Annotated in this window: 26 protein-coding genes; 6 read left to right on the top strand and 20 right to left on the bottom strand. The window is 69.8% G+C overall.

Annotation, left to right across the window (positions count from 1 at the left end):
* Positions 1-14: 14 nt before the first annotated feature.
* The 8 genes from STRTU_RS02155 to STRTU_RS02190 form a co-directional block, all read right to left on the bottom strand.
* Entirely contained in the window at positions 15-779 is a 765-nt protein-coding gene (locus STRTU_RS02155; protein WP_159746638.1) for an enoyl-CoA hydratase/isomerase family protein, read from the bottom strand.
* A 47-nt stretch (positions 780-826) separates the two neighbouring features.
* Positions 827-2,083: a cytochrome P450 gene (locus tag STRTU_RS36075; RefSeq protein WP_159741956.1), complete on the bottom strand. Its 1,257-nt coding sequence runs from the start codon at positions 2,081-2,083 to the stop codon at positions 827-829.
* 102 nt (positions 2,084-2,185) lie between these two features.
* On the bottom strand, positions 2,186-3,547 hold the full coding sequence (locus STRTU_RS02165) for a cytochrome P450 (protein ID WP_159741957.1): 1,362 nt from the start codon (positions 3,545-3,547) through the stop codon (positions 2,186-2,188).
* A 10-nt stretch (positions 3,548-3,557) separates the two neighbouring features.
* Positions 3,558-4,148 carry a GTP-binding protein gene (locus STRTU_RS02170; RefSeq protein ID WP_159741958.1) on the bottom strand — a complete coding sequence of 197 codons (591 nt, stop codon included), beginning with the start codon at positions 4,146-4,148 and terminating at the stop codon, positions 3,558-3,560.
* On the bottom strand, positions 4,123-4,503 hold the full coding sequence (locus STRTU_RS02175; RefSeq protein ID WP_159741959.1) for a DUF742 domain-containing protein: 381 nt from the start codon (positions 4,501-4,503) through the stop codon (positions 4,123-4,125). Before STRTU_RS02175 ends, STRTU_RS02170 begins: the two co-directional genes overlap by 26 nt.
* On the bottom strand, positions 4,500-4,913 hold the full coding sequence (locus STRTU_RS02180) for a roadblock/LC7 domain-containing protein (RefSeq protein WP_159741960.1): 414 nt from the start codon (positions 4,911-4,913) through the stop codon (positions 4,500-4,502). Before STRTU_RS02180 ends, STRTU_RS02175 begins: the two co-directional genes overlap by 4 nt.
* A complete protein-coding gene (locus STRTU_RS02185) occupies positions 4,910-6,142 on the bottom strand; it encodes an ATP-binding protein (protein ID WP_159741961.1) in 1,233 nt (410 codons plus the stop codon). Before STRTU_RS02185 ends, STRTU_RS02180 begins: the two co-directional genes overlap by 4 nt.
* Before the next feature lie 702 nt (positions 6,143-6,844).
* Positions 6,845-7,837, bottom strand: a complete 993-nt coding sequence (locus STRTU_RS02190; RefSeq protein ID WP_159741962.1) for an alpha/beta hydrolase — start codon at positions 7,835-7,837, stop codon at positions 6,845-6,847.
* A gap of 293 nt (positions 7,838-8,130) precedes the next feature.
* Between STRTU_RS02190 and STRTU_RS02195 the strand changes: the two genes are divergently transcribed.
* A complete protein-coding gene (locus tag STRTU_RS02195; protein ID WP_159741963.1) occupies positions 8,131-10,194 on the top strand; it encodes an ATP-binding protein in 2,064 nt (687 codons plus the stop codon).
* An 82-nt stretch (positions 10,195-10,276) separates the two neighbouring features.
* On the top strand, positions 10,277-10,486 hold the full coding sequence (locus STRTU_RS02200) for a hypothetical protein (RefSeq protein ID WP_167539108.1): 210 nt from the start codon (positions 10,277-10,279) through the stop codon (positions 10,484-10,486).
* A 154-nt stretch (positions 10,487-10,640) separates the two neighbouring features.
* On the opposite strand, the gene STRTU_RS02205 is transcribed toward STRTU_RS02200, so the two are convergent.
* Together STRTU_RS02205 and STRTU_RS02210 are read right to left on the bottom strand one after the other, a co-directional pair.
* Positions 10,641-11,291 carry a DedA family protein gene (locus tag STRTU_RS02205; RefSeq protein WP_159741964.1) on the bottom strand — a complete coding sequence of 217 codons (651 nt, stop codon included), beginning with the start codon at positions 11,289-11,291 and terminating at the stop codon, positions 10,641-10,643.
* Positions 11,292-11,527: 236 nt separating this feature from the next.
* Positions 11,528-11,983 carry a DUF4442 domain-containing protein gene (locus tag STRTU_RS02210; protein ID WP_159741965.1) on the bottom strand — a complete coding sequence of 152 codons (456 nt, stop codon included), beginning with the start codon at positions 11,981-11,983 and terminating at the stop codon, positions 11,528-11,530.
* A gap of 265 nt (positions 11,984-12,248) precedes the next feature.
* On the opposite strand from STRTU_RS02210, the gene STRTU_RS02215 reads away from it, so the two are divergent.
* On the top strand, positions 12,249-13,628 hold the full coding sequence (locus tag STRTU_RS02215; protein WP_167539109.1) for an MFS transporter: 1,380 nt from the start codon (positions 12,249-12,251) through the stop codon (positions 13,626-13,628).
* Here STRTU_RS02215 and STRTU_RS02220 read toward each other — a convergent pair.
* From STRTU_RS02220 to STRTU_RS02235, 4 genes are all read right to left on the bottom strand, one after another.
* Entirely contained in the window at positions 13,615-14,469 is an 855-nt protein-coding gene (locus STRTU_RS02220; RefSeq protein WP_159741967.1) for a spermidine synthase, read from the bottom strand. The genes STRTU_RS02215 and STRTU_RS02220 overlap by 14 nt on opposite strands.
* 61 nt (positions 14,470-14,530) lie before the next feature.
* On the bottom strand, positions 14,531-15,373 hold the full coding sequence (locus STRTU_RS02225) for a patatin-like phospholipase family protein (RefSeq protein WP_159741968.1): 843 nt from the start codon (positions 15,371-15,373) through the stop codon (positions 14,531-14,533).
* A 217-nt stretch (positions 15,374-15,590) separates the two neighbouring features.
* Positions 15,591-16,763, bottom strand: a complete 1,173-nt coding sequence (tuf, locus tag STRTU_RS02230; RefSeq protein WP_159741969.1) for an elongation factor Tu — start codon at positions 16,761-16,763, stop codon at positions 15,591-15,593.
* A gap of 109 nt (positions 16,764-16,872) precedes the next feature.
* Complete coding sequence (locus STRTU_RS02235; RefSeq protein ID WP_159741970.1) at positions 16,873-17,061, bottom strand: hypothetical protein; 189 nt, start codon at positions 17,059-17,061, stop codon at positions 16,873-16,875.
* Between the two features lie 222 nt (positions 17,062-17,283).
* On the opposite strand from STRTU_RS02235, the gene STRTU_RS02240 reads away from it, so the two are divergent.
* Positions 17,284-17,985, top strand: a complete 702-nt coding sequence (locus STRTU_RS02240) for a TVP38/TMEM64 family protein (RefSeq protein WP_159741971.1) — start codon at positions 17,284-17,286, stop codon at positions 17,983-17,985.
* Positions 17,986-18,187: 202 nt separating this feature from the next.
* Complete coding sequence (locus tag STRTU_RS02245; protein WP_159741972.1) at positions 18,188-19,060, top strand: undecaprenyl-diphosphate phosphatase; 873 nt, start codon at positions 18,188-18,190, stop codon at positions 19,058-19,060.
* Between the two features lie 46 nt (positions 19,061-19,106).
* Here STRTU_RS02245 and STRTU_RS02250 read toward each other — a convergent pair whose 3' ends face one another.
* Positions 19,107-19,967, bottom strand: coding sequence for a hypothetical protein (locus STRTU_RS02250; protein WP_246240072.1), 861 nt, complete (start codon positions 19,965-19,967; stop codon positions 19,107-19,109).
* A gap of 239 nt (positions 19,968-20,206) precedes the next feature.
* Here STRTU_RS02250 and STRTU_RS02255 point away from each other — a divergent pair, with 239 nt between their 5' ends.
* The gene (locus STRTU_RS02255) at positions 20,207-21,073 is read left to right on the top strand and encodes an SCO4651 family lipoprotein (protein ID WP_159741973.1); all 867 of its coding nucleotides are present in this window, start codon (positions 20,207-20,209) and stop codon (positions 21,071-21,073) included.
* On the opposite strand, the gene STRTU_RS02260 is transcribed toward STRTU_RS02255, so the two are convergent.
* The 5 genes from STRTU_RS02260 to STRTU_RS02280 form a co-directional block, all read right to left on the bottom strand.
* Positions 21,070-21,948, bottom strand: coding sequence for an SCO6745 family protein (locus STRTU_RS02260; RefSeq protein ID WP_159741974.1), 879 nt, complete (start codon positions 21,946-21,948; stop codon positions 21,070-21,072). The genes STRTU_RS02255 and STRTU_RS02260 overlap by 4 nt on opposite strands.
* Positions 21,949-22,363: 415 nt before the next feature.
* The gene (locus tag STRTU_RS02265) at positions 22,364-22,594 is read right to left on the bottom strand and encodes a hypothetical protein (protein ID WP_159741975.1); all 231 of its coding nucleotides are present in this window, start codon (positions 22,592-22,594) and stop codon (positions 22,364-22,366) included.
* Between the two features lie 2 nt (positions 22,595-22,596).
* Complete coding sequence (locus STRTU_RS02270; RefSeq protein ID WP_159741976.1) at positions 22,597-22,848, bottom strand: DUF6400 family protein; 252 nt, start codon at positions 22,846-22,848, stop codon at positions 22,597-22,599.
* 258 nt (positions 22,849-23,106) lie between these two features.
* Positions 23,107-23,472: an iron chaperone gene (locus tag STRTU_RS02275; protein WP_159741977.1), complete on the bottom strand. Its 366-nt coding sequence runs from the start codon at positions 23,470-23,472 to the stop codon at positions 23,107-23,109.
* 34 nt (positions 23,473-23,506) lie between these two features.
* On the bottom strand, positions 23,507-24,748 hold the full coding sequence (locus STRTU_RS02280; RefSeq protein WP_159741978.1) for a PP2C family protein-serine/threonine phosphatase: 1,242 nt from the start codon (positions 24,746-24,748) through the stop codon (positions 23,507-23,509).
* Between the last annotated feature and the right edge of the window lie 96 nt (positions 24,749-24,844).

Here is a 24,844-nt window from a genome sequence, read left to right on the forward strand (position 1 = left end):
CCCCGGCCGGAAGTTCAGCGGCCTCGGCCCGCCTCGGCGGCCGTGAGGACGGAGGTCATCAGTTCCGCGTCGAACAGGGTGGCATCCGCGAGGCGGTGGGCACCGGAGTACGCGTTCAGCATGACCTTGGCCGTGCGGAGCGCCACGGGTGACCTGCGGACCATCGGCTTGGTCCACTGCTGGATGACCTCGTCCAGCTCGTCCTCCGCGACGACCTTGTGCAGGATGGACAGCTCGGCCGCCTTCGCCGCGTCGAAGCTGTCACCGGTAAGGATCAGTTCGCGAATCCGAGCGGCGCCCGTCTCGTGCAGCAGCCGCGGCAGCGCACCGCCCCATGCGGGCGGCATGCCGAGCGCCAGCTCCGGCATCCGGAAACGGCAGTTGTCCGCTCCGGCCCGCAGATCGCAGAAGAGCGCCAGCGCCAGCCCCGCTCCGATCACCCCACCGTGCAGCCTGGCGATGGTGACCGCCTCGACCTTGGACAGCGCGTCGCAGACCCGGCGCGCCTTGCCCGCCACCGCCCGCAGCCCCGATCCCCCGGCATCGGCGGCGAGGAGCTCGGCGAACTCACGGCGGTCGCCGCCCAGACAGAAGTCGGCGCCCCGGCCGGAGAGAACCAGCACGCGGATTTCGGGCGCGTCCTCCAAAGCGTGCAATACGGTCAGGAGTTCATCGAGGAGCGTTCCGCAGACGGCGTTGCCCGTTTCCGGGCTGTCCAACTGGACCCTCAGGACCGGCCCCTCCGATATGACCCGGAGTGCCTTGAAATCTTCCGTCACCACGCCTCTGCCCTTCACTTCTCTGTCTGCTGTCGGCCGGAACCGCATCAGGATGGGACCACACGGAGTTCGGTGATGCGGCGGAACCCCACCCGCGGCGCCCAGACCGGGGGCGCGCTGACCTGCAGACCGGGCAGCCGGCCGAGGAGCGCGGTCAGCAGTGTCGTCGCCTCCAGACGCGCCAGCGGCGCCCCCAGGCAGTAGTGGATACCGGAGCTGAAGCTGAGGTGCGCGGCCTTGCGGCGGATGTCGAAGACACCGGGGTCGAGATGGTGCCGGGGGTCGTGGTTGGCGGCGCCGATCATGAGGTGGACCATCCGGTCCTTCTCTATGGGCACGCCGGCGAGCATGGTGTCCTCGGGGGCGACACGGCTGATGATGTGGTTCGGGGAGTCGTAGCGCAGCACTTCCTCGACCGCGTCCGGTACGTGGTCGGGATGGGCACGCAGCCACCCGAACTGGCGGGGATGCTCCAGGAGGAGCCACACCATGGTGGACAGCATGGTGGAGGTGGTCTCCGGTGCGGCCAGGAAGACCAGCAGCGCGAGGAGGTAGACGGCCTCGTCGGCCGCCTCCCGGTCGGCTGCGAGAGCGTCCCAGGTACGCAGCCAGCCCGAGACCGGATCGTTCCCGGGTGCCCTGCGGCGTTCCTGTACCAATTCCCTGAAGTACGCCTGGAGTTGTCCTGTGGCGGAGTCGGACAGCGCGAGCTGACTCGTGGACGGCAGCAACTCCTGGGTGAATACCTGATCGTGGGCGAGTGCGCGCAAATACGGGTAATCGGCGGGCGGCAGTTGCAGCCAGCTCCCGATGGTATGCATGGGAAGCTCTTCGCTGACCAGAGCACTGAAATCCGCTTCACCATCGGTGCGCAATTTCTCGGCAAGACGTTCAAGAAGCTGATCGACGGATTCCTCGATCGCATCCTTGATATCAGCCATGCCTTTCCGGTCGAACATATTGCCCAAGGAACGCCGCACTCGCGTGTGATGCGGAGGATTGAGCGCGGGCAAGGTCCTGCTCATTTCCCGCGACGAAGCCGCGCTCCACCGCGTCGCCTCCCCCTGCCGAGCCCGCCACTCACTGTCCGGCACCCCCCACGCCCGATCCCGGAGCACCCGGTCACACAGGCCGTACGAGGTGATCAGGTACCCGCCCCACGGTGCTGGGACCACATCCCCCATCGATCTGAGTTCGTCGTAGAAAGGCAATGGATTCGCTTGCCCGCTCGGGGTGCGCAAACGAGAGAAAAGCGAAACCACGGCCCGTCGATCAACCGCGGGGGAAGTCAGGACGGACTCCACAACTACTCCTTGTTCAGCCGCTCACATAAAACGGGACACCCCTGCCTACCCCGGCGGCTGAACACTTATACGATGATTACGCGCTCGACTCTGTTGCAGATGTCACACCTTCCACCAGCTGAGGAATCCACTCCACCAGCTGCCCTTCCTGGACTTGCCCTGGTTATCCTGCGGCGAGGTATTTCCGCTGGTAACACCAGAGGACCGACCGGCCGGTCGGCGCTCGCCGTGCACCGGCGTGAAGCGGGCCGGAAGCCCATTGAGCGCCCGATGGAACGGGCCCGGCCGATACGTCAAGCTCTCTTCGGCCACCGCCAGTTCAATGTCCGGAAGGACGTTGAGGAGCTTCTCGATGGCCAGAATCGAGATCAGCAGGGCCGCGTCCTTCGCCGGGCAGGCGTGCGGCCCGGCCCCCCACGCCAGATGCGCCCGCTTGCTGAGCGTCTGACGGCCCAACGAGACGTTCGGATCGGTGTTGGCCGCCGCGAAGCTGACGAGCACGGGGGCACCGCCGGGCAGCGTACGTCCGGAGACCTCGACATCGTGCACGGGGTAGTGCACCGCGTAGTTGGCTATCGGCGGGGAGTTCCACAGCACGTCATTGATGGCGTCCTCGACGAGCATGCCGGCCGAATGCTGGCCACCTGTGTACCTCTCGTCGGCCAGCAGCAGGCGCAGGGCACTGGCGATGATGTTCTGCATCGGCTCCGCGCCGGCGCCTATGAGGAGAACGAGCTGGTGGATCATCTCCTCATCGCTGAGCCCCGCCTGATGCTGCATCAGCCACGAGGTGACGTCATCGCCGGGGTTGGTCCGCTTCAGCGCCACCAGCTCGAACAACGACTCGGTGAGGACCTCATTCGCCTTCTCCGCATCGACGCCGTCGAAGATGCCGGAGAAGCCGAAGACCAGCCGGTCACCGATCTCGGCCGGGCAGCCGAAGAGGTCGTTGAAGACGAGCAGCGGCAGCCACTGCGCGTAGTCGGTGACCAGATCGGCCTTGCCGCGGCTGCTGAACTGCTCGATGAGATAGGCCCCCACCCGATTGACATGCCGGTTCATCCGGTGCATGTCGACCCGGGACAGGCTGTCCGTCACGGCCTGACGGAGCCTCAGGTGGGTGGCGCCGTCCGAGAACATGGCGTTCGGCCGGTACATCATCATCGGCAGCACCGGACTGTCCAGGGGAACCCGCCCCTCGTTCAGTGCGCGCCAACGGCGTGGATCCCGTGCAAAGGTGTCCGGATTCTGAAGGAGGTGCAGCGCCGCCCCGTACTCCGTGACGAGTTCGGCCTCCACACCGGGAGCCAGCTCGACGGGCGCGCTGGGGCCGTACTCCCGCATCAGCTCGTAGAAGGCGTCCGGCGCGGCGGCGAACTCCATCCCGTGCAGGGGCACCCTTTCGCCGCCGGCGTGCGCGGGGCAGCCGGGTGGTGGGCTCTTGTATTCCGAGTGAGATTGCATGCCTGAACTCCTAGTTGAGGCGGGACTGGAGATATCGGACGAGTGCGATCAGTGAATCCGCGGAGGAACGTTGGTCCCGTGCGTCACAACTGACCACCGGCGTCTCGGGAAGCAAGTCCAGCGCCTCCCGGATCTCGTCGAGCGAGTGCGTGGGCGTCCCGTCGAAGCGGTTCACGGCGATGGCGTAGGGGATTCCGTAGTGTTCCACCAGGTCCATGACAGGGAAGGACTCATCGAGGCGCGTGGGGTCGACCAGGACGAGCGCCCCGAGCGCACCGCGTGTCATGTCCTCCCACACCTGAACGAAGCGCTGCTGGCCGGGGGTTCCGAACAGATAGAGGACCAGCTCCTCGCTGAGCGTGAGCCGGCCGAAGTCCATGGCGACCGTGGTGGTGGTCTTTCCGGGCGCGCCTTTGGGGTCGTCAATTCCCGCGCCCGCCTGGGTCATTATCTCTTCGGTTCGCAGCGGCGGAATCTCGGACATGGTCCCGATGAATGTCGTCTTTCCCACGGCGAAGTGCCCGACCACGAGGATCTTCGCCGCGGTCTGCACTGAACTGCGCAGGTACACACCGTCATCCAAAGCGAGCCTGGAGCCCATTCAGCACCTCCTCCAGTATTTGCCGGTCGACAAGCTGAGCGCTAGGTATAGGCGCGCGGGAGAAGAGATATCCCTCCCGCGCGAGATCGGACACCAGAATCTTGACGACGCCCACCGGTAACCGGGTGTGCCCGGCTATCTCCGCGATCGAGAGGAAGCCCCCCGAGCACAGCTCCAGCAGGCGGAGTTTCTCCGGATCGAGGGGTTTCGTACGGGGAGGTTCCTCATGCACGGTGACCAGGGTGATCAGTGAGAAGTCACTGCCGTCAAGAAGATCGCGGCCGTTGGTGATGACGTACGGCCGCACTAATTCCGCTGCTTCGTGTTCCAGCTCCGGCTCGTCATCGGTTGTCATGGCTGAATGTCAGCCCTCTCACGAGGAGGACTGGTCAGGGCCTTACCGAGCTGACCCACCAGCTGTTGCATGCGGAACGTGATCTCCGCCATATCGACGTCAGGCGACGCCGACACCGCGAGATAGGCACCTTCGCCGGCCGAAATCAGAAATACCCAGCCATGGTCGAACTCGACCAGCGTCTGCCGCCATTGCGGCCGGTTGGCGGGCGCACCACCATGACAGAAGTCGGCGACCGTACGGCTCAGCGACTGCATTCCGCTCATGGCGGCGGCGACGGTATCGGCGCGATCCCGGCCGACTTCCTTCGACCGGGCCATAAGCAGACCGTCTGCGGAGACGAGGATGGCATGCTGTGCTTCCGGCAATTCCAGAGCACTGTCAAGCATCCACGACAGATCGTAGTTCACTGAACCTCAGGCCCTTCATTGCTTTCATAGGTGGAACGGCGGCCGGACTGTGTGCCGCGCTGGAATGCGCCCATGACGGACGCCGTCTTCGCGCTGTCGCGGGCCGGGGTTTCGGTGCTCTCGGATTCGGTCGGCACGATGGAAATCGCACCGCGGCGGCGCCGCTTCGGCAGGCCGCCGGCCGTGGTCTCAGAAATCGGGCGGGCACCGGACGGCTGCCCCAGGGGCGCCGGGACGGGAGCCGGGGAGCCGGCCGCCGGGTATCCGGGCGGGGCCGGAGCCGGAGCGCCATAGGCCGAGTGACCAGGGGCATTCTCAGGCGGCAAGGGAGCGGACGCGGCCACGGCAGGGCTCTCCTCGGGCTCGTGCAGAGACGTCAGTAGATCGTCGGGGAGCAGGACGACCGCGCGCACGCCACCGTAGGGCGAGGTGGAATCCACCGATACCGTGAATCCGTAGCGAGCGGCGAGCACACCCATGACCGTGAAGCCGAACTGCGGCGGGTTGCCGAGGCTGGAGACACTGGCCGCATTCTCGCTCGACAGCAGCTGCGCGGCTCGCGCCTTCTCCTCCTCGTTCATACCGACACCGGCGTCATCGACGATGATGCAGACGCCCTTGGGCACCGGCCGGATATTGATCTCGATCATCGTTTCCGGCGCCGAATAGCTGGTGGCATTGTCCAGCAGTTCGGCAAGCACCAGCGCAACCGGTTCCACGGCGCGGCTCACGATGGCGAAATTGCTCTGCGACCGGATCTCGACGCGGGTGAAATGCCGAATACGCCCCTTGGCGCTGCGGACGACATCGTAGAGCGAGGCGTTGTGGCGTCGCCGGCCGAGCCAGCCGTCGCAGAGCACGGCGATGGACTGGGCCCGTCGCGCGAACTGCGAGTTCATGTGGTCGATGTCGAGCAGATCCTGAAGGATCTTGTGCTCGCCATAGGTCTCCTGCAGCTTGGAAATCGCCAGCTGCTGTTCGCTCGCCAGACCCTGTAGTGTCCGCATGGCGGACTTCAGAGTCGTCTTGGTCGCCTCTTCGGCCCGGTCCTTGGCTTCTTCCACAGCCTCCGTGTAGTGATCCTCAAGATTGGCGTAGTGCTGCTTGAGCTCGGCCTTTTCATTGCGAAGATCCGCGATCTTCATTCTGCCGCGAACAATCGCGGTGGCAGCAACAGGGGTACCAGCGATCAATCCCCAGAACGCTGGATCCTGGAAGTATTGCGTCATAGGACTCTCTTCGGACGACGGAGCCACCAGGTTTCGTATGCCTGGCTGCGGCGTAGAGAATCACCCACGACCCCAGACATACGTGTACGGCCGCGCACAGTCGCCTGCCAGAAAGCCATCAAAGGGCCGGCTAATGGCATAGTTCTCCCCGGGGTGGCGGTTTTCATAGGCCAATGCGCGGAATTTCTTTCTTGCCTTAGCAGGTGACTACCCGGTTGGCAAGTGCGATGATCTTAGCATCACAGCAACACCCGTCGTCCAACGGCGATCTGACCACTTGCAGCATCTGAAGCAGATTCAACAAAGGCCCAGTTCACGTTCATTGGGCATCGATGCCGCTCCACGGCGGCACAAGCAGTCCGTCGGCATCCTGACGGACCGTTGATGTACTGCCCTACGCCATAGCGAACGCAACGCACATCAGCGGTCAGCAAAGGCCAGCGATGCGGCACATCACGGACATAGGTGATCTCACCACGGCGGACCCGGACGACCCGTACGGTCATGTCCCGGTCGGTCCCCCGCAGATAGTGAGCCGTGCAGTGGGTCCGGGCACCCTCGACAGCCCGCAGATCCTTCGCGCAGTCGACCGAGCGCGGGCCCCTGGGGATCACCGGAAGTCAGTCACGGACAATTCTTTCCGGTGACCCGGTTTCGGCGACAGGAGCTTCCCACCCGTGCGGCCGGCCAGGCGACGGTGCGTCACACGGACGGTACGGGGCCCCGCATTCGGCGGCTGATCCAGTGCAGCGAGTCGGCCATCCGCCGGATGTAGGTGTGCCCGCTGTGCACCCCGTCCGGTATTTCGAAGAGCCTGGAGTGGACCGGACCGCCGGTGTAACCCTTGATGAAGCGCTTCACATCGGGCACCGCCGCCTCCTTGCTGCCGAGCTCGAAGGCGAGATAGACCGGCAGGCCGTTGCGCGCGGCCAGCTGCCGCGCCAGATGTCGCGGGTCATTGGCGCGCATCTCGGCCGGATGCCCCTGCCACAGCGGTGAATCCGGCGCGGTGTCGGGGCCGTTGACGACGGCCGCCTTGAACTTCTGCGGTTCCTTGAGGACGGCCTTCAGCGCGGCGAAGCCACCGGACGAGGACCCCATGAACGCCCAGCCGTCACGGCTGTCGTACGTACGGAAGTTGGCCCGCGTGAAGTCCGGTACGTCCTCGGTCAGCCAGGTGCCCATCTTGGGCTGCCCCGGGATATCGCTGCCGTCGTAGTACGTCCTGCCCGGATTGAGCACCGGCATCACGACGATGAACGGCAGCGTCCTGCCCTGCCGCGACCACCGGGCGATCCGCTCCTCCAGCGCAAAAGCCTCCCCTGCCCAGTAGTTGAACGGATAGCCATAGGCCCCGGGCAGCGCGATCAGCACCGGGAAACCGCTCCGGGCGTAGCGCGCCTGGTGGTACTGCGGCGGCACCCAGGCCCATATGTCGCCGGTGAAACCGGACTTGCGGCCGTGCCACTTCGTCCTGACGACCCGGGTGCCGTCGCCTCCGGTCGGACGGAAGGGGGTGAAGGACGAGCGCGGGCCGTGGGGCGGCACCACCCGGGGCTGTCCGTTGCGGGCGTCCGCGGCCCGGACCGGCCGCGGCACATTCGCGGTGTCGACGGTGTCCCTGCCGCTGCCACAGCCGGCCAACAGCCCCAGCACCACCACACTCACCGCAGCGCGGACGCGCAGGCACTTCATCGGGGCGCTCTCCTTGGATCCTCGGGCCGGCCGCGCAGCCACGCTGCCACTGCGCCACCGGTCGCACGACACCACTTAAGATCGTCCGCAGCGCCCTCGGCGCCTCCCTCGGCCACCCTGACCAGGCGTTCCGCGCTCCCGGCGGCGCACGGAGACACCCCCGCACGTCAAGTACGCCGGCCGGGTTTCCCTCGTTCGATGAGGCCACGGGTTGTTTACCCGACGGTCGGTTCTGGCAAGGTTGGTTCCCAATTCCGAAGGGCGCGGCGCTGAGCCGTGGTTGGGGATGACCGATGACCGCGAGGGCCGAGCGCCGGCCGCTGCCCGGCGTAGTGGGACGGGCCGTTGAGCATGAGCTGGTGTCCGGGCTGCTGGACAGCGCCCCGCTCGTGACGCTCACCGGAGCCGCGGGAGTGGGGAAGAGCGTGCTGGCCCGCGCCGTCCTGGAGGAGCACACCGCCCGGCACGACGGCACGATCCTCCGCGTCGGCTGCTGGGACGGTCTTCCCCATGGCGGGCTGACGGAGGCGCTCCTCCGGGCGGCGCACCCCGGGGACGACGCCCGTCGGGACACCGCGACGGCCTTCGCCCGGCGGACCACCCCGTCACACAACGGCGAGCCGGTGCACGGCCGTATGGGACGGACGGGGCCTACGGATGTCCCAACAGGCCCCACTCCGGCGGACGATACGGCGATTGCCGCGCTCGCCGCGCACTGCCGGCGGTCGCGCGCCACCATCCTGCTCGACGACTGCGACCCGCTCCGCGAGGAGTGCGCCCAGCTCGTACGACGGCTGCTGCGGGCCGATCCGGCGCTGCGCATCGTGGCGACCGCACGTGGTGCGCTCGGGCTGCCCGAGGAGCGGGTCGTCGCGGTCGCACCGCTCCCGGTGACGCTGGGCGAGGGCATCGCCGGGCCGGCCGTCGAGCTGCTGGCCGCACGGGCCGGAGCCGCCGCACCGGAGCTCCTGGTCGCGGTGTGCCAGGCGCTGGAGGGCTCGCCGCTGGCGATCGCACTGGCCGCGCAACAACTGGACCGGATGTCGTTGCCGCAGCTCGCGGCGCAGGTGGGGGCGGACGGCCCGCTGTTCTACTCGGGGCCCGCGGCGACCGTGCGGCACACCTCGCTCTACGCCGCGCAGGCCGCGGGCTACGCCCTCTGTTCGCCCACCGACCGGCGGGTGTGGGCGAGGCTCTCGGTGCTGCCCGGCGACTTCGATCCCTGGCTGGCCGGTTGTGTCTGCACCAGCTGTGACGTTCCTGCGGCAGCGGTCGACGGTGCGCTGGAACGGCTCCGCAACGCCTCGGTCATCGAGCGCGTACGGGACGCCGGCGGCGCTCAGGAAGACACCGGGGCGGCGCTGCCTGCCCGCTACCGACTCCCCCGCGCCGCCCGCGACTTCGGGCGGACGCAGCTGCGCGAGGCGGGCGAGGAAGCCGCGGCGCTGCGACGCTTCCGGCAGGCGTGCGCGGCCCTCGCGGCCGAGGCCCAGATCGCCTGGCAGGGCCCGAATCAGCAGGTCGCCGTACGTCTGGTGGAGGATGAACAGGCCAACCTCGACGCGGCGCTGACCCGGCCGCCGCAGGACGCGGAGGATGCGCTCGGCGCCCTGGAGATCGCGGTCTCGCTGTGGTTCCACTGGGCGGCCTGTGGCTTCCGCCGCGAGGGGCGGGCACATCTGGACCGGCTGCTGCTGCTCTCCCGGGACGACACCGCGCTACGGGCCCGCGCCCTGTGGCTGGCCGGGTACCTCGCGGCGCAGGAGCATTCGCTCGGCGCCGCGGAGACGCTGCTCGACCAGGCATGGACGGCGGCCGTGATGCATGCGGACTCCGACGGGCTGGCCCGTATCGCGCATGCGCACGGCGTACTGGCGCTGTACCGGGGGAACACCGCGGCGGCGGTGGCCTGTCTGGAGGAGTCGGCCCGGCACCGTTCCAGGGACCCGTGGTTCGGCCCGGGGCCTGCCCACAGCTGGGCGCTGCTCGCCGTCGCGCTGTCGTCGCTCGATGCGGAGCGGGCACGGGAGGCGGCCCGACGCGCCTGGGAGAGTCGGCACTCGGACGGCGATTTCTGGCTGTACTCGACGGTCCTGTACGCGTGTGCGGCAACCGAGCGCGCCCACGGGGAGCCGACGGCGGCGCTGCGGGCCTGCCGTACCGCGCTGGCGGCCAAACAGCTCATCGGTGACCCGCTGTTCATCGCCGGGGCCCGCAATCTGCTGGCCGGTCTGCGGCGTGAGGTACGCGGCGGGGAGCCACGGCGCGGCCCTGACGAGGAGGTCCCGTGGTGGCGGCCCGCCGGGGCGGACATGCCGCCGCAGCCGTTCTTCTCGCGACTGCGGGCCGGGCCTTGACGCCCCGAGCGGTGGACACGCTGTGTGATGGGCCTGTCGCGCTCGGGATGCGAGGGTGACGGGCCGGTCGCATGCTGGGGATATGAAGCGTGCCCCCGTGATCGTGCATCCGCCCTGCACCGGCGGTCGCCGCGTGACGCTCTACGGACAGGATCTGGGACGAGCGCTGCGCCCGGGCGACGTGGCCGCGATCCTGCGCCGCGCCGGTTTCTGTGCGACCACCTTCGTCTGGGACGACACCGGCGTCTTCGAATGGCGTGACGGCGGGCCCGACGTATGGATGATGCCCTGACGCGACACTACTTCGCGAACGGCCTTTGACTGTGGGGGTGTTGCACCTGTTGCACCCCTGGACCGTTCAACTGCCCGCCATTCACGGGCAGTTGAAGCGTATGACACAGGGCGAGCAGCTCGACGGTACGGGCCCTGGAAGCGGTCCGTGCGGGTCAGTCGACCGTCGCCGGGACCGGGCTCTCCGCCGCCTCGCGCGCGGCGGCGGCCTTCTTCGCTCGGTGCTTCATGAGGAGGAAGGAGCCGACGCCGAACAGCAGCGCGGCGACCAGCCCGAGCCAGGAGAAGCGCTTGAGCCAGGCCTCGGCGACGACGCCTACGCTGTAGATCAGCGCGACCGTGCCGCCGGCCCAGACGATGCCGCCGAGGACGTTGGCGATCAGGAACTTCCAGTACGGCATCTTCAGTACACCGGCGAGCGGGCCGGCGAAGATCCGCAGCAGCGCGATGAAGCGGCCGAAAAAGACCGCCCACATACCCCACTTGTCGAACTTCTCCTCGGCCATCGCGACCTGGTCGGGGCCGAAGTGCTTGGGGAACTTGCGGCCGGCCCACTGCAACAGCGGCTGGCCGCCCTTGCGGCCGATCAGATACCCGATGGAGTCGCCGATGATCGCGCCGCTGGACGCACTGGCGCCGAGCACCCACGGGTCGATGTGATCCTGGGTCGCCGCGAGGAGCGCGGAGCTGACGAGGACGATCTCACCGGGCAGCGGAATGCCCAGGCTCTCCAGACCGATGACCACCCCCACCAGGAGGTAGACGCTCACGGCCGGCACCGATTCGAGCCACTCCTGGATGTGCAACGCCGATTCCTCCGCTGGTGTAGGGCCCCGTGGGCCGTGGCCCGACGTCCGTGACACCGGGCCGATCGATCCCCTGGCGCACTGCAGCGCGCCCCGGGAAGCCTACTCGACCGGGAACGCCGGGGAGCGAATCCACGTGCGGTGCGCGACATCTGGCGCCCGGACTCGACGACGGCCCGCCGCGCGGTGCACGGCGGGCCAGGAGTGCCCTGTGGTGAGGCGACTCGCTCAGCGGCTCACTTATTGGGGCGCAGGGTCCACACGATGCTCATCTCGCCGGTCACCGCGCCGTCCTCGCGGGTGATGGCGATGTTCACCGGAAATTCCGGGCGCTCTCCGGCGTCGAGCTCGGCGACAACCTCGGCCACCGGCCGGCCCAGCTCCGCGGTGGCGGTGACGGGCCCCATGGCGAGCTTCTTGTAGCCGATCTCGGCCCGCACGGCCAGCGGCACCGCGCGGCCGAGCTGGTCGCTGAAGGCCGCCATCACGATGGCGCCGCTCGCCGACTCGGCGAGGGTGAACATCGCGCCGGCGTGCGGACCGCCGACGTGGTTGTGGAAGTCGGGCTGGTCGGGCATGCGGACCACGGCACGCTCGGCGGTGGTCTCGGTGAACTCCAGGTTCAGGGTGCGGGCCATCGGCACGGATGCCGCCATCATTTCGCCGATCGACGGCAGGGTCTCGGAGGACATGAGGTCATGTTACCTAGCGGTAGCTTAGGTGGGAAGAGCCGCCCGCGTCACGGGCCGCCGCGCCCCCGGGCCCGGCCCGTCGCCGTACGTCGGCCGACGGCCCGGTGCCGCCCCACGGAGCGCCCCGCATATCGTTGACGCCCATGTGGCCAGCGCAGCAACACAGCGGAGACGGACGGGCGAAGCGCCCGGCACGCCCCGTGAACCGACCGGACGCCCCGCCCCTGAAGCCGACGGCCACGGCGCTCTCCCTACGGGTGCGGCCTTGGTGAAGGCCCCCGCATGGGCGGGGCGTAACTATCTGCTGCTCACCGGCGCCACGGTGATCGCGAACCTCGGCAGCTCCGGCGCGCTGATCGCGACCGCCTTCGCGGTGCTCGCCACGGGCGGCTCCGCCACCGATGTCGGCCTGGTCGCCGCCGCGCGGACGCTCCCGCTCCTCTGCTTCCTGCTGATCGGCGGCGCGGTCGCCGACCGGCTCCCCCGGCATCGCGTCATGGTCGCCGCGAACGCCCTCAGCTGTGTCTCCCAGGGGCTGTTCGCGCTCCTCGTGCTGGCCGGGGAACCGCAGATGTGGCAGATGGCGCTGCTGGCCGCGCTCGGCGGTACCGGGCAGGCGTTCTTCGCGCCGGCCTCCGAAGGCATGGTGCTGGCCAGCGTCTCCGGCGACCAGGCGGGGCGCGCCTTCGCCGTGTTCCGAATGGGTATGAACGGCGCGAACATCGGCGGCGCGGCACTGGGCGGCGCGCTGGTCGCCGCGGTCGGGCCCGGCTGGGTGCTGGCCATCGACTCCGCCGCCTTCGCCCTCGCGGCGGCGTTGCGCGCGTTCCTCGACGTCAGCGGCGTCCCCGTACGGAAGCCCGGCGGCGGGGTGCTGCACGATCTGCGGGACGGCTGGCGCGAGGTCGCCTCCCGGCCCTGGCTGTGGGCGGTGGTGGTGCAGTTCTCCATCGTCAACGCGGTGATCTCGGCCGCCGAGGCGGTCTACGGCCCCCTGGTCGCCGAGCAGCATCTGGGCGGCCCCGGTCCCTGGGGGCTGGCACTGGCCGGATTCGGTGTGGGCACCGCGGGCGGCGCCCTGCTGATGACCCGGTTCCGGCCACGCCGGATGCTGCTGACCGGTGCGCTGTGTGTCTTCCCGCTCGCCCTCCCGTCCGCCGCGCTCGCCGTCCCCCTGCCCGCGGCCGGACTCACCGTGATCATGTTCGGCACCGGGATCGCGATCGAGGTCTTCGCGGTGACCTGGATGACGGCGCTGCACCAGGAGATCCCTGAGGAGAAGTTCTCCCGGGTCTCGTCCTACGACTGGCTCGGATCCCTGGCCATGGTCCCGCTGGCCACCGCGCTGGCCGGTCCCGTCCAGGACCGCATCGGCCGGACGGCCGCGCTGTGGGGCTGCTCGGCGCTGATCGTGCTGCTGACGGCGGCGGTGCTGTGCGTACCCGACCTCCGGCGTCTGACGCGGCGTACGACGACGGCGCCGGCGGCCGGGGCACCGTCGGCCCGCCCGGCCGGGGCGACGGCAGCGGACACGGCGGGGGCGGAGTGGCCGAAGCCGGGGGGCGTCGCGAGGGGCCGTCGCGGCGGCGGAGTGACCGGTCGCTGCTCCGCGAGGCCGGAGCCGGCCGGGGTCAGCCCACGCTGAACGTGCCGTCCGGCGGCACCGGGGACGCCACCGCCTCACCATCGCGTACGGGTTCCGCGTCCGCGATCAGCCGCCGCAGCGCCGCGCCGTGCTCGACCCGGGCCGGGAAGACGTCACCCGCCGTCCGCCGGGCCAGGTCGGCGACGGGGAGCGGCGTACGGGAGGCGAGCAGCACGGCGTTGCCGAACCGGCGGCCGCGCAGCACCGACGGCTCGGCGATCAGTGCGAGATGCTCGAAGACCGTGGCGAAATTGGCGAGTTGGCCGCGCAGAAAGGCGAACGGCGCGCTGTCCGCGAGGTTCGCCGCATAGCAGCCGTCCGGCCGCAGCACCCGCGCGGCGGCCCGTGCGTACTCGACCGAGGTGAGCTGGGCCGGCACCCGCGCTCCGCCGAAGACATCCGCCACGATGACATCGGCGCTGCCCTCCGGCGCCGCCTCCAGCGCCGTACGGGCGTCCTCGGCGTGCACGGTGATCCCGCAGTGGGCGGGCAGCGGCAGCTGCTCCGTCACCAGGGCGAGCAGTCCGCGGTCCGCTTCGACGACGTCCTGCCGGGAGTGCGGACGGGTAGCGGCCAGGTAGCGCGGCAGGGTCAGCGCTCCGCCGCCCAGATGCAGCGCGTCGAGCGGCTGCCCCGGGGCGGCCGCCTCGTCCAGGACATGGGCCAGCCGGCGCACATACTCGAATTCCAGATGCGTGGGCGCGTCGAGGTCCACGTACGACTGCGGCGCGCCATCCACGGTCAGCAGCCAGGCGTGCGGCCGGTCGACGTCCGGCAGCAGCTTGGCGGTGCCGCAGTCCACGGTCCGGGTGACGGGTATCGGCTCAGGTGCTTCGTCCACCGTCCCATTGTGCCGGTGCGGCCACGGTGCCCCGCCCCCGGTCGGGGCGGGGAGCGGCCGGTCAGTCGGCCCAGACCTGCCGGATCTCCGCCACATGCGCGGCGGCCTGGCGGCGCCCCGCGCGAGCCGCGTCCGCGCGCTTGGCGGGGTCGAGGACGTTGCGGCCGAACGCCGATCTGGCCACGCGGTCGGGGGTGATCACACACACCCGGGCACCATCGCGCGCGAGCCGGGCGCCCTGGGCCCGCGGTCCGGCGATCGGGCCGCCGGAGACCGCCATCGGCGCGACGACCACCACCCGGCCGTATCCGGCGGCCAGATCGGCGTTGGCGCTGGAGTGCACCCCGCCGTCGATCCAGCGCGTGCCGTCGATGGTGACCGGCGGATAGACACCGGGGACCGCGCAGCTCGCGCCCACCGCGTCGAGCAGTGGCACCCCACTCGTGTCGTCGAACGCGCGCCGCTCCCCGGTTGCCGCATCAACCGCGGTGATCACCAACCGGCGGGCCGGCCAGTCGGTCATCCCCAGGGTCCGGGCGATCACCGTCCGCTGTTCCGCCTCGGGGACGGTACGGGCGGCAAGCGCCAGTTTGCCCATCCGTACGCCGAAGGAGAGCGTGTCGCGTGAGCGCAGCGCGATGGCCGCGAAGCGGGCCAGGGCAGCCGGGCCCATACGAGCGGCCGCGCGGGTCTCCGGTACGGCGAGCTGACGCTCGTACATCTCCTCCAGGGGCAGCTGCCGGGAGGTGAGCTGGGCGGCGACGATCGATCCGGCGGAGGTGCCGATGACCACATCGACGTCGGCGAGGTCGACGCCCGCCTCGGCGAGCCCGGCCAGCATCCCGATCTCCCAGCCGATGCCGGTGAGCCCGCCGCCGCCCAGGACCAGTGCCGTACCCGCCATGGGTCTCCCTCGCGCCTTCCGGCCGACCGGCCGCCCCGTATGGCGCGGCCGGATCATCGTCGTCATCTGTGGCCAGCAGTCTCGCACCCCCTATGCCCCGGCGACAGTGGGCTGCTGGTTGCCCCCGGGACAGTCGACGGCGGCTTGTCCTGGAACAGCGGACGGCTGCGCCCGGCACCAGGAAGGCACCGGGCGCAGCCACATGACCTGCGATGTTTCAGTCCTCGACGGTGCGTACCGTGCCCGCGCCGACGGTCCGGCCGCCCTCGCGGATGGCGAAGCCCAGCCCCCGCTCCAGCGGCACCTCGCGGCCCAGCTCGACGGACACCGTCACGGTCTCGCCGGGGCGTGCGATGCCCCGCTCACCGAGGTCGAGGTCGCCGACCACATCCGCGGTACGGATGTAGAACTGCGGCCGGTAGCCGGTGGAGAGCGGCGTCCGGCGACCGCCCTCATCGGTGGAGAGGACATACACCTCGGCGGTGAAACGGCGCCGCGGTGTGACGCTGCCGGGCGCGGCGACCACATGCCCACGGCGCACCTGGTCACGGTGCACACCGCGCAACAGCAGCGCGACATTGTCGCCCGCCTCGGCGGACTCCATGGGCTTGCCGAAGGTCTCCAGCCCGGTGACCGTCGTCTCCGTCTCGGCGCCGAGCACTTCGACCCGGTCGCCGATCCGCACCGTGCCGCGCTCGACGGCTCCGGTGACGACCGTGCCGCGCCCCGTAATGGTCAGCACGTTCTCCACCGGCAACAGGAACGGCGCGTCGACATACCGCTCGGGCATCGGGACGTAGGTGTCCACGGCGTCCAGCAGCGCCTCGATGGCCTGCGTCCAGCGCGGGTCGCCCTCCAGAGCGCGCAGCCCCGAGACCCGCACAACGGGGACATGCTCCCCGTCGTAGCCGTGCCCGCTCAGCAGTTCACGCACCTCCAGCTCCACCAGGTCGGTGAGCTCCGAGTCACCCGCGTCGGCCTTGTTGAGGGCCACGACGATGTGCCGGACGCCCACTTGCCTGGCGAGCAGCACATGCTCGGCGGTCTGCGGCATGATCCCGTCAAGCGCGGAGACGACCAGGATCGCGCCGTCCAGCTGCGCCGCGCCGGTCACCATGTTCTTGATGAAGTCGGCGTGGCCGGGCATGTCGACATGGGCGTAGTGCCGGGTGCCGGTCTCGTACTCGACGTGCGAGATGTTGATGGTGATACCGCGGGCGGCCTCCTCCGGGGCCCGGTCGATCCGGTCGAACGGCACGAACGTCCCGCTCCCCCGGTCGCTGAGAACCTTGGTGATGGCCGCGGTCAGGGTGGTCTTGCCGTGGTCGACGTGCCCCATGGTGCCGATGTTCAAGTGCGGCTTGGTGCGCACGAATGCCGTCTTGGGCATGGTGTTCTTCCTCGCAACAGTGCGGTGAGAACGGCGACTTGGCGCCGTGGGGACCCCTGAGACCGGCCGACCCTCCCCCTGCGGGGTCCGCCGGACGATCCGGAGAGGGTCAGCTTCGTGCGCCGTCGGCCGCTGCGGCGACCGGGAGGCCGGCTGCTGCGACGGCGGTGGCCGCTGCCACCGAGACGGCACCTGCGGGTGCGCATTCCGCTGCGGCGAGGGCCGCGAGAAGGTCGACGGCAGCCTTCGGCGCGTCCGCGACTGCGGACGGGAGCGCGAGGAAGGGCTGCCGGGACATGCGTCATATGGTGCCGGTCGGCCGCCCCTGCGTCGAACGATTTATCCGGCTTACGTCCTGACCCAGGGGCGAGCGATCCATCCGGCTTCCGGCGCGGCCCGACGATGGCATGGATGCCTGCCCCGGATCGGGACTTGGTTGCCCGCTGCACAAGGGACGGCTCCTGGGGGCGTACGGCCCGGGTGGCGGCTCTTCGGCGCCGCTGTCGGTTACGCTCCCGGGATGTTCCCGCCCGCCGCAACGCCTGACGGCCTCGCCGCGCGCTGCACGCGTGTGCTGCTCTCCCCCTGGGCCCGGCTGGGGCTGCTGCTGGCCCTACTGGCCGGTGCCGCGGCCGCGATGCTGCTCTGGCAGCCGCAGCAGCTCCTCACCGGTGGCTGGCCCGAGCGGCTGTCCGGTCCGACCGCCCTCCTGCTCTTCGCGCTGGCCTACGGCGGATGCACCACCGCCTTCGTGCCGCGCCCGGTCCTCAATCTCGCGGCGGGCGCCCTCTTCGGTGGCCAGGCCGGCCTGGCCACCGCCTTGGCCGGGACGGTGCTGGGCGCCGGACTGGCCTTCGGACTCGGCCGGCTCCTCGGCCAGGACGCGCTGCGTCCGCTGCTGCGCGCCCGCTGGCTGACGGCTGCCGACCGGCAGTTGAGCGAGCACGGCTTCCGCTCGATGCTGGCCCTCCGGCTCTTCCCCGGGCTGCCGTTCTGCGCCACGAACTACTGCGCCGCGGTGTCCCGTATGGGGTGGCTCCCCTTCCTGCTCGCCACAGCACTCGGCAGCATCCCGAACACCGCGGCCTACGCCATCGCCGGTGCCCGTGCCTCGACGCCCACCTCACCGCTGTTCCTCCTAGCCATGGGCTTCATCGCCATCAGCGCTCTCGGCGCACTGGCGGTGGCGTGGCGTAAACGGAAGACGCTGCGCGGTCACTGAACGCGCCATGGCGGCCGACGGATTCCGCAACGGCGGCCCCGCGCCGGGCTCGATACACCCAGGCCCCTGCCCCTTTGACAGCCCGGACATCTTCGGACGTTACGCTGCCCGGGTCGGCGGTGATCCGCATCCGCCGCCACTGTCCGCTTTCTCCCGTCTCGCGCAGGTCAGCGCTTGATCACCCTTGGATAGCGTATTTTCCATGTCTTGGTTTGAATCTTTCGTCCTCGGACTTGTCCAAGGGCTGACCGAGTTCCTGCCCATCTCCTCCAGCGCGCATCTCCGCTTGACCGCGGCGTTCGCCGGCTGGCAGGACCCCGGTGCGGCGTTCACCGCCATCACGCAGATCGGCACCGAGGCGGCCGTCATCATCTACTTCCGCAAGGACATCGGGCGGATCATCTCGACCTGGAGCCGCTCCCTCTTCAACCGGGAGCTGCGGCACGATCACGATGCCCAGATGGGCTGGCTGGTGATCGTCGGCTCGATCCCGATCGGTGTGCTGGGCATCACGCTCAAGGACGCCATCGAGGGCCCGTTCCGCGATCTGCGGCTGATCGCCACCACCCTCATCGTCATGGGTGTGGTCCTCGGCATCGCCGACCGCCTGGCCGCCCGCGACGAGACCGGCGGCCGGCACCGCGCCATCAAGCAGCGCAAGGGCCTCACCGACCTCAGCGTCAAGGACGGCCTCCTGTACGGCGTCTGCCAGGCCATGGCGCTCATCCCGGGCGTCTCCCGCTCCGGCGCCACGATCAGCGGCGGTCTGCTGATGGGCTACACCCGCGAATCCGCCGCCCGTTACTCCTTCCTGCTCGCCATCCCGGCCGTACTGGCCTCCGGCGTCTACGAACTCAAGGACGCCGGCCAGGGCCATGTCTCCTGGGGCCCCACCGTCTTCGCCACGATCATCGCCTTCGTCGTCGGCTACGCGGTGATCGCATGGTTCATGAAGTTCATCTCCAACAAGTCCTTCATGCCCTTCGTCATCTACCGCATCCTCCTGGGCATAGCCCTCTTCGCCCTGGTCGCAGCGGGCGCCCTGACACCACATGCGGGGGAGACGGCGGGCTGAGGCCTGCAAAGGGGCGCCAAGCAGGCCGCCAGGAACCGAGGTGGCATCAGGAACTGAGGTGGTATTGCGCCCAGGGCTGATGGGCCGATACGGGCTCCTCGTGAGAGTGCGCGAGGGTACCCCAGGGGGCGAGGGCGTTGTCCCAATCGGAGGCCAGGGCGGTCATGTCCGGGACGGACTCCGTGGACGGCATGGCGCCCGTATGCCACCCGGACGCCATGGGGTGCCCGGAGGGCGCGGCGTTCCAGGAGGCCGTCTGCTGGGCGGGGATGGTGTATTCGGATTCATGAACATCGCCGGGGCCGCGCCGGTGGCGTCCCGCATGGGTTTCCACCGGGCCGGGATAGAACCGCCCCTGGGCGGAGAGCTGTTGGGCCCGGGTGACCAAGCGGGTGAGGTCGAGCCCGAATTCAGCGGCGAGTTCGCGCAAATCCACCCCGGTCTGCCAACTGCCGATGAGCACCGCGTCCATCGCCGGAGACCAGGTCTGCTCCGAGGCACCCATGCCGCCGGTGGTGTCGCGGGGAGTGCCGGCCGGGCGCGCTCCGGCGGACGGGTTCTGGTGGGAATATTCGGCCGCGGGCTCCGGCGCCGAGGTGGCCTCCTCGGGCTCCCGCGCCGGCCCGGTAGGCGTGGCGGCCGCCAGCAATTCGTCGGCGACGGCGCGGGCGTCCTCCTTGCCCACCGTGCGCCGGGCGATCCGCACTTCCCGCTCGTTCAAACCGAACAGACCGGCCACCGCTCCGGTACTGCCCACCGTCACCGCGAATGCCGCCAGAACCCGCGACCGGTCGGCCTGGGCCTCGTCAAGCCTGGCCTGCGCCTCGCGCACACGCTCGTCGCCCAGGCAAAACGCTTCTGCCAGCACGGCGTTGCGGTCCCACAACTCTCTAGGATCCATACTCATTCAACGCCTCTTGCGCGCAGGTGTCCCGATCTGGCTCAGCAAAGCACCCCAAAGCACCCATCGAACCACCAGATGAAAATCGTTCCGGGTGCCCGGGTCCAGACCGCCGCGAACCCCGTTCCGAGGTCATATGCCCTGGCCAGAGGCCCAGCGAAAATACGCAACGCGGATTGTCAGTGCCGTGAGCTAATGTCTCGATCAGTCGCATCTTCGCATTTCCATGTGTTCATGGGGGGACCATGGCTGATCGCTCTCGCATCTCATCCCGGGTCGCCGGGGCGCTGCTCACCACCGCCGTGATGGGGCTCACGGCGGCATGCACGGCCGGCGGCCCGTCCGATGACCGCTCCGGCGCCTCGGAGCGTCCCGACGCCGCCACGGTCGCCGCGGTGCGGAAGGCCGTCGATAAGGGCACCGGTCTCAACTCCCTCTCGTACCGCGTCGCCGGCAAGGTCCCCGGGCAGGGGACCGTCGAGGGCAAGGCGTCGTTCAGCGTCCGGCCGCGCGCCGTCGATATGCGGATGACGGCGGCCGGGGGCATGAAGGATGGCGCGTTCTCGGTGCGGCTCGTGGGGGACGCGGTGTATGTCGGCGGGGGCGGGAAAGCGGCTGCCGTGCTGGGCGGCAAGCACTGGCTCAAGATCGCCATGACGGATCAGGGGGACGGCGGCTTCGGAGGTATGCAGCGGCAGGCGGACCAGGATCCGGCGGCGCAGGCGTCGTTGCTCTCCCGGTCCGATGACGTCAGGAAGGTCGGCCAGGAGACCGTCGACGGGGTGCGGACGACGCATTACGCCGGGGTGGTCGACGTGACGGAGCCTGCGGAGAAGTCCGCCGGCCAGAGCCCGTCGGCCGCCGAGCGCCGTGCGAAGGTCATCGAGCAGTACCGACAGCTCGGGGTGCGCGAGCTGAAGCTCGACCTCTGGGTCGGCCCCGGCGACCGCACGGTGAAGTTCCGTGAGCGTGCGCGGGCGGCTCAGGGGCCGCTGGACCTGTCCATACGGTTCCTCGACGGCAACAAGCCGGTCGCGGTCCAGGCGCCGCCCGCGTCCGACACGGTGGATCCGGAACACAAGCTCAGGGAGGCGAGCCGACGGCTGGGTTAGGAGCCGGGGACGCGGTGTACCGGCTCATCCAGGTGGGGTAGGCCGATGGGGTTGGGGAAGGGGAGGACATCGGCGGCCAGGATGCGTCGGACCACGGGTTCCAGGCCGTGCAGCAGGGCCTCGGTCTCCCTTTCGGGCAGCGCGTGCAGCAGGCGGTCGGCCAGCCGGTCGGTCGCCTCCTCGATGCGCTCGCGTTCCAGCCGGCCGAGGTGGGTCGCGTCGCCGTATGCGTCGACGAGGCCACGGGAGCGCAGCCGGTCTGTCGCGGCGGCCCACTCCTCCTCGCTCCAGCCGCGGTCCTCCCGCATGGTGTCCTTGGGGACGCGACCGGACGCGGCAGCCAGGACCAGCGCCTCGCAGCCGTCCAGGCCCTCGTCGGCGAGCACGGCCTGGTGTACATCGCCCCGGAACTCCCGGACGGTGGTTGCCAGTTGCCACAAACGCTCGACGGGGTCGGCGTGGTCGCACAGCGCGCGGTTGGCGGCGAAGAGCGGGCGTGCGGTGGCCGGGGCGTCGTCGACGATCCCCTGGAGCGGGGACAGCAGCTCGGCCGCCGCGTGCTCCAGCTCGGGGTCGATGCTGCGCAGGGCATGCGCCGCGCGGCTGCCGCGCTCGTCGAGCACATGCGCCGGGCTGACGATGCTCCAAGCCGCGGGCAGCGCACGGGCGACCATCCCGGGGGCGAAGCCTCCGAGGATGGCCGTTGCCGCAGCGGGTTCCACGGCCCCCAAAGGAGCGGTGCGCGCGGCGAAATACCCCATCCAGAAACCCTTGAGACCGAGGTCCCTGCCCAGCTGACGGCACCGCTCTTCGAAGTAGCACACCGCGTGCAGCGGCTCCGTCAACAGCCAAAGCGATCGTGCTTGCAGCTCCATGCACCGCACGCTACCGCCGCCCCATGCCCGATGCCCGGCACAGCGCACCGGGAAGTGAAGAGCACCCGCGCCGCCCCGTCGACGGCCAGCGAATCGGAGCCCCCGGAACCGACCCCGTCGGCGGAACCGATCCGACCCAACCCGCCCCAACCCGAGAGGTACCAGCCATGACCACCGGCAATGCACAGATCATCGACCAAGCCCTCGGCCGAATCGTCGCGGGCTATGTCAAGCGATCGGCGCGGCCATGGAACTGGTCGCGCACACCCACGCGCTGATTCTCGATCTGCGGGAGTGCCAGGGCGGCAGGCGATACGGCGCCTGTCGTAACAGGGGCGGAGCGGCGGGAGCGGCAGAAGCGGCGCAGGGGCAGGTGGGGTGGGCAGGGGACGGCCGTCCGACGGCGGTTCTGCCGTCAGGTGTTGGTGCGGCCGGCCGCACCGAAGCCGGACTGCCAGGCCCACAGGTGGGTGCAGTTGGGGCACTGGAGATGCAGCACACTGCCCTTGTTCGACAGGAGGTAGCGCCAGTGGTCGGGGCAGGTGCGGCCGTCGAGGCAGGTTCCGCAGTTCTGGTGGTCCTGGCAGCTGGGGCACGGGACCCAGGCGCGGCGGCCGATATCGGCGGTGGGGTCGAGCGGCAGCATGCTCAGCCCTGACCGGAGGCGGGCAGCACCCCGGCGGCGACCAGCGCGTCGTAGGTGGCCTGCTGCTCCGCGTCCAGACCGGAGTAGAGGAGCCGGTACGCGTCCGCCTCGCCCTCCATCACCGCGATGGGGTCCCAGGTGTCGCCCAGCGCCGCGAGGACTTCGGTCCGCCGCCGGCTCTCGTGAGCGGTGAGGTCGAACTCGACTATCCGGGGTTCCGATATCTGGGGTTCCGAGGTGCTGCGGTCGTTCATGGTGCGCTTCCCATGCCACTTGCGGATGATTCGGACGTGTCTATCAAGTGGGGCGACATTGAGGAAGCGTCAGGGAGAACAGGCCGGGGCGGGGTACCGCAGAGGGAGGGAGTGGTGGCGCAGGGTAAGGGGGTGAAGTGTCATTGATGTGGGTAATTCAGGCATATCGGGAGGGGTGTTTTTTGCGATGCGCCCGATATGTTCGGTAATTCATAGCGTGATGGAATTCATCCGTGCTACCGGGTCATGCCTCTGCGGTCAGCAGATTCTGCCCCGAGAGGCCGCAGTGGCCCTCAGCAGGTCTCGCAGCAGGTCAAAATCGATGCTCCCGGGTTTACGGAACCGCAGACAGCCCTTGCCCATATCCTGCTCGGCCAGTCGCTCCTCGAACGCCTCTCGGACGTCGCTCCGCAGGAGATAGAAGGAGATGTACTGCTTCTGACTCGCGAAGGCGATCTCGCCGACGCCGTCCCGCTCGTACGCGGGCATGCCGTACGCCATGACCTCCTCGAAGCCCTTGAGCTCCCGCCGGCACAACTGCCGCAGCCTGGTCAGGGCGTCCCGGCGCTCCTCCGGCACCTCGGCCAGATACCCGTCGACGTCTTCCGCGCTGCTCTGCACCATGCGGTGAGCCTATGACCTAGGGGGTGCTCGGAGTTCAGTCGCTCGGCGGTCGGGCGGGCAGGTGTCGTACCGCGACGGCGGCGGCGTCATCGCCCAGTCGGCCGTTGGTGTGGGCCAGGAGGTCCGTGCGCAGCTGCCGCAGCACCTGTTGCGGACTGCAGTCGCTCCAGGCGGCGGCGCGCTCGACCAGCGGGTAGAACGTGCCCTTGTCGTCACGGGCCTCGCTCACCCCGTCCGTATAGAGGAGTAGCAGCTCGCCGGGCTCAAAGGGGAAGCTCTCGACCTCGTAATCGGGGGCGCCGGGCAGACCGCCGAGCCCGATCGGCAGCGCGGGCCGCTCCGCCGCGAGGGTGCGCACCTGCCCGGCAGAGAGCAGCAGCGGGGGCGGGTGGCCGCAGGTGGTGGTGTGCACGACGGGCCGCCGGTCGGGGATGTCCAGCAGGATCACGGTCGCGAAGGTTTCGTCGGTGTCGAGGGTGGGGCCGATGACGGGGTGGGTGACGGGGCTGACAGGGTCGGCGACGGGGTCGGGGGCGGTCACCGAAGCGGCAGGAGCAGGGTCGCGGTCGGAGGCCGGGGCCGGGGCCGGGTCCGAGGCGGGGACCCCGCCAGGGGCTGGGGCCGCCGTGTCCGCACCGGGCTCTGGGTCCGGTGCACTGTGCCACTGACGGCTGTCCCAGCGGATGGCGCCGTCGAGGTGGACGGCCAGCCTGGGCAGGGTGGCCTCGCGGTGGGCGGCCGCGCGGAAGGCGCCGAGGATCAGGGCGGCATGGCTGTAGGCGGGCAGGCCCTTGCCGCGGACATCGCCGATGATCAGCCGGGTGCTGCTGGTGGTACGCGCCGCCGCGAACAGATCGCCGCCCATCACCGCCTCCTCCTCGGCCGCCAGGTACAGGGAGGCGATCTCCAGGGGGCCGCTGTGCGCGGGGAGCGGCCGGAGCAGCACCTGCTGGGCAACCCCGGCCACCGAGCGGCTCTGGGTGAGCCGGCGCTCGTTGCGATCGCGTACGACGGCGAAGAGCACGACCAGTGCGGAGACCACCACCAGTGAGGCGATCTGGGCCTCCAGGTTCTCGGTGAACAGCGCATGGCGCGCGATGCCGATGAACACCTGGGCGGCCACCGCCAGCACACCGATCGCCGCCGTCAGACGGGGCCCGGCGAAGGCCGCGGTGATCGCGGGAGCCGCGACGAGAAGGGGCCCCAGATGGATGTCGGGCGGCGCGAGGGCATCGATCACACAGACCGCCACGATGATCCCGACGGGGATCAGCACCAGGACAAGACTCAGGTCCGGTCGACCGCGGAGATACCTCAGCCAGGGAAAGGGCATGCCTCATGGTTGCACCGGGGTGAGGGAAATGCCTGGATC

The sequence above is a fragment of the Streptomyces tubercidicus genome, from assembly GCF_027497495.1.
Lineage (GTDB): Bacteria > Actinomycetota > Actinomycetes > Streptomycetales > Streptomycetaceae > Streptomyces > Streptomyces tubercidicus.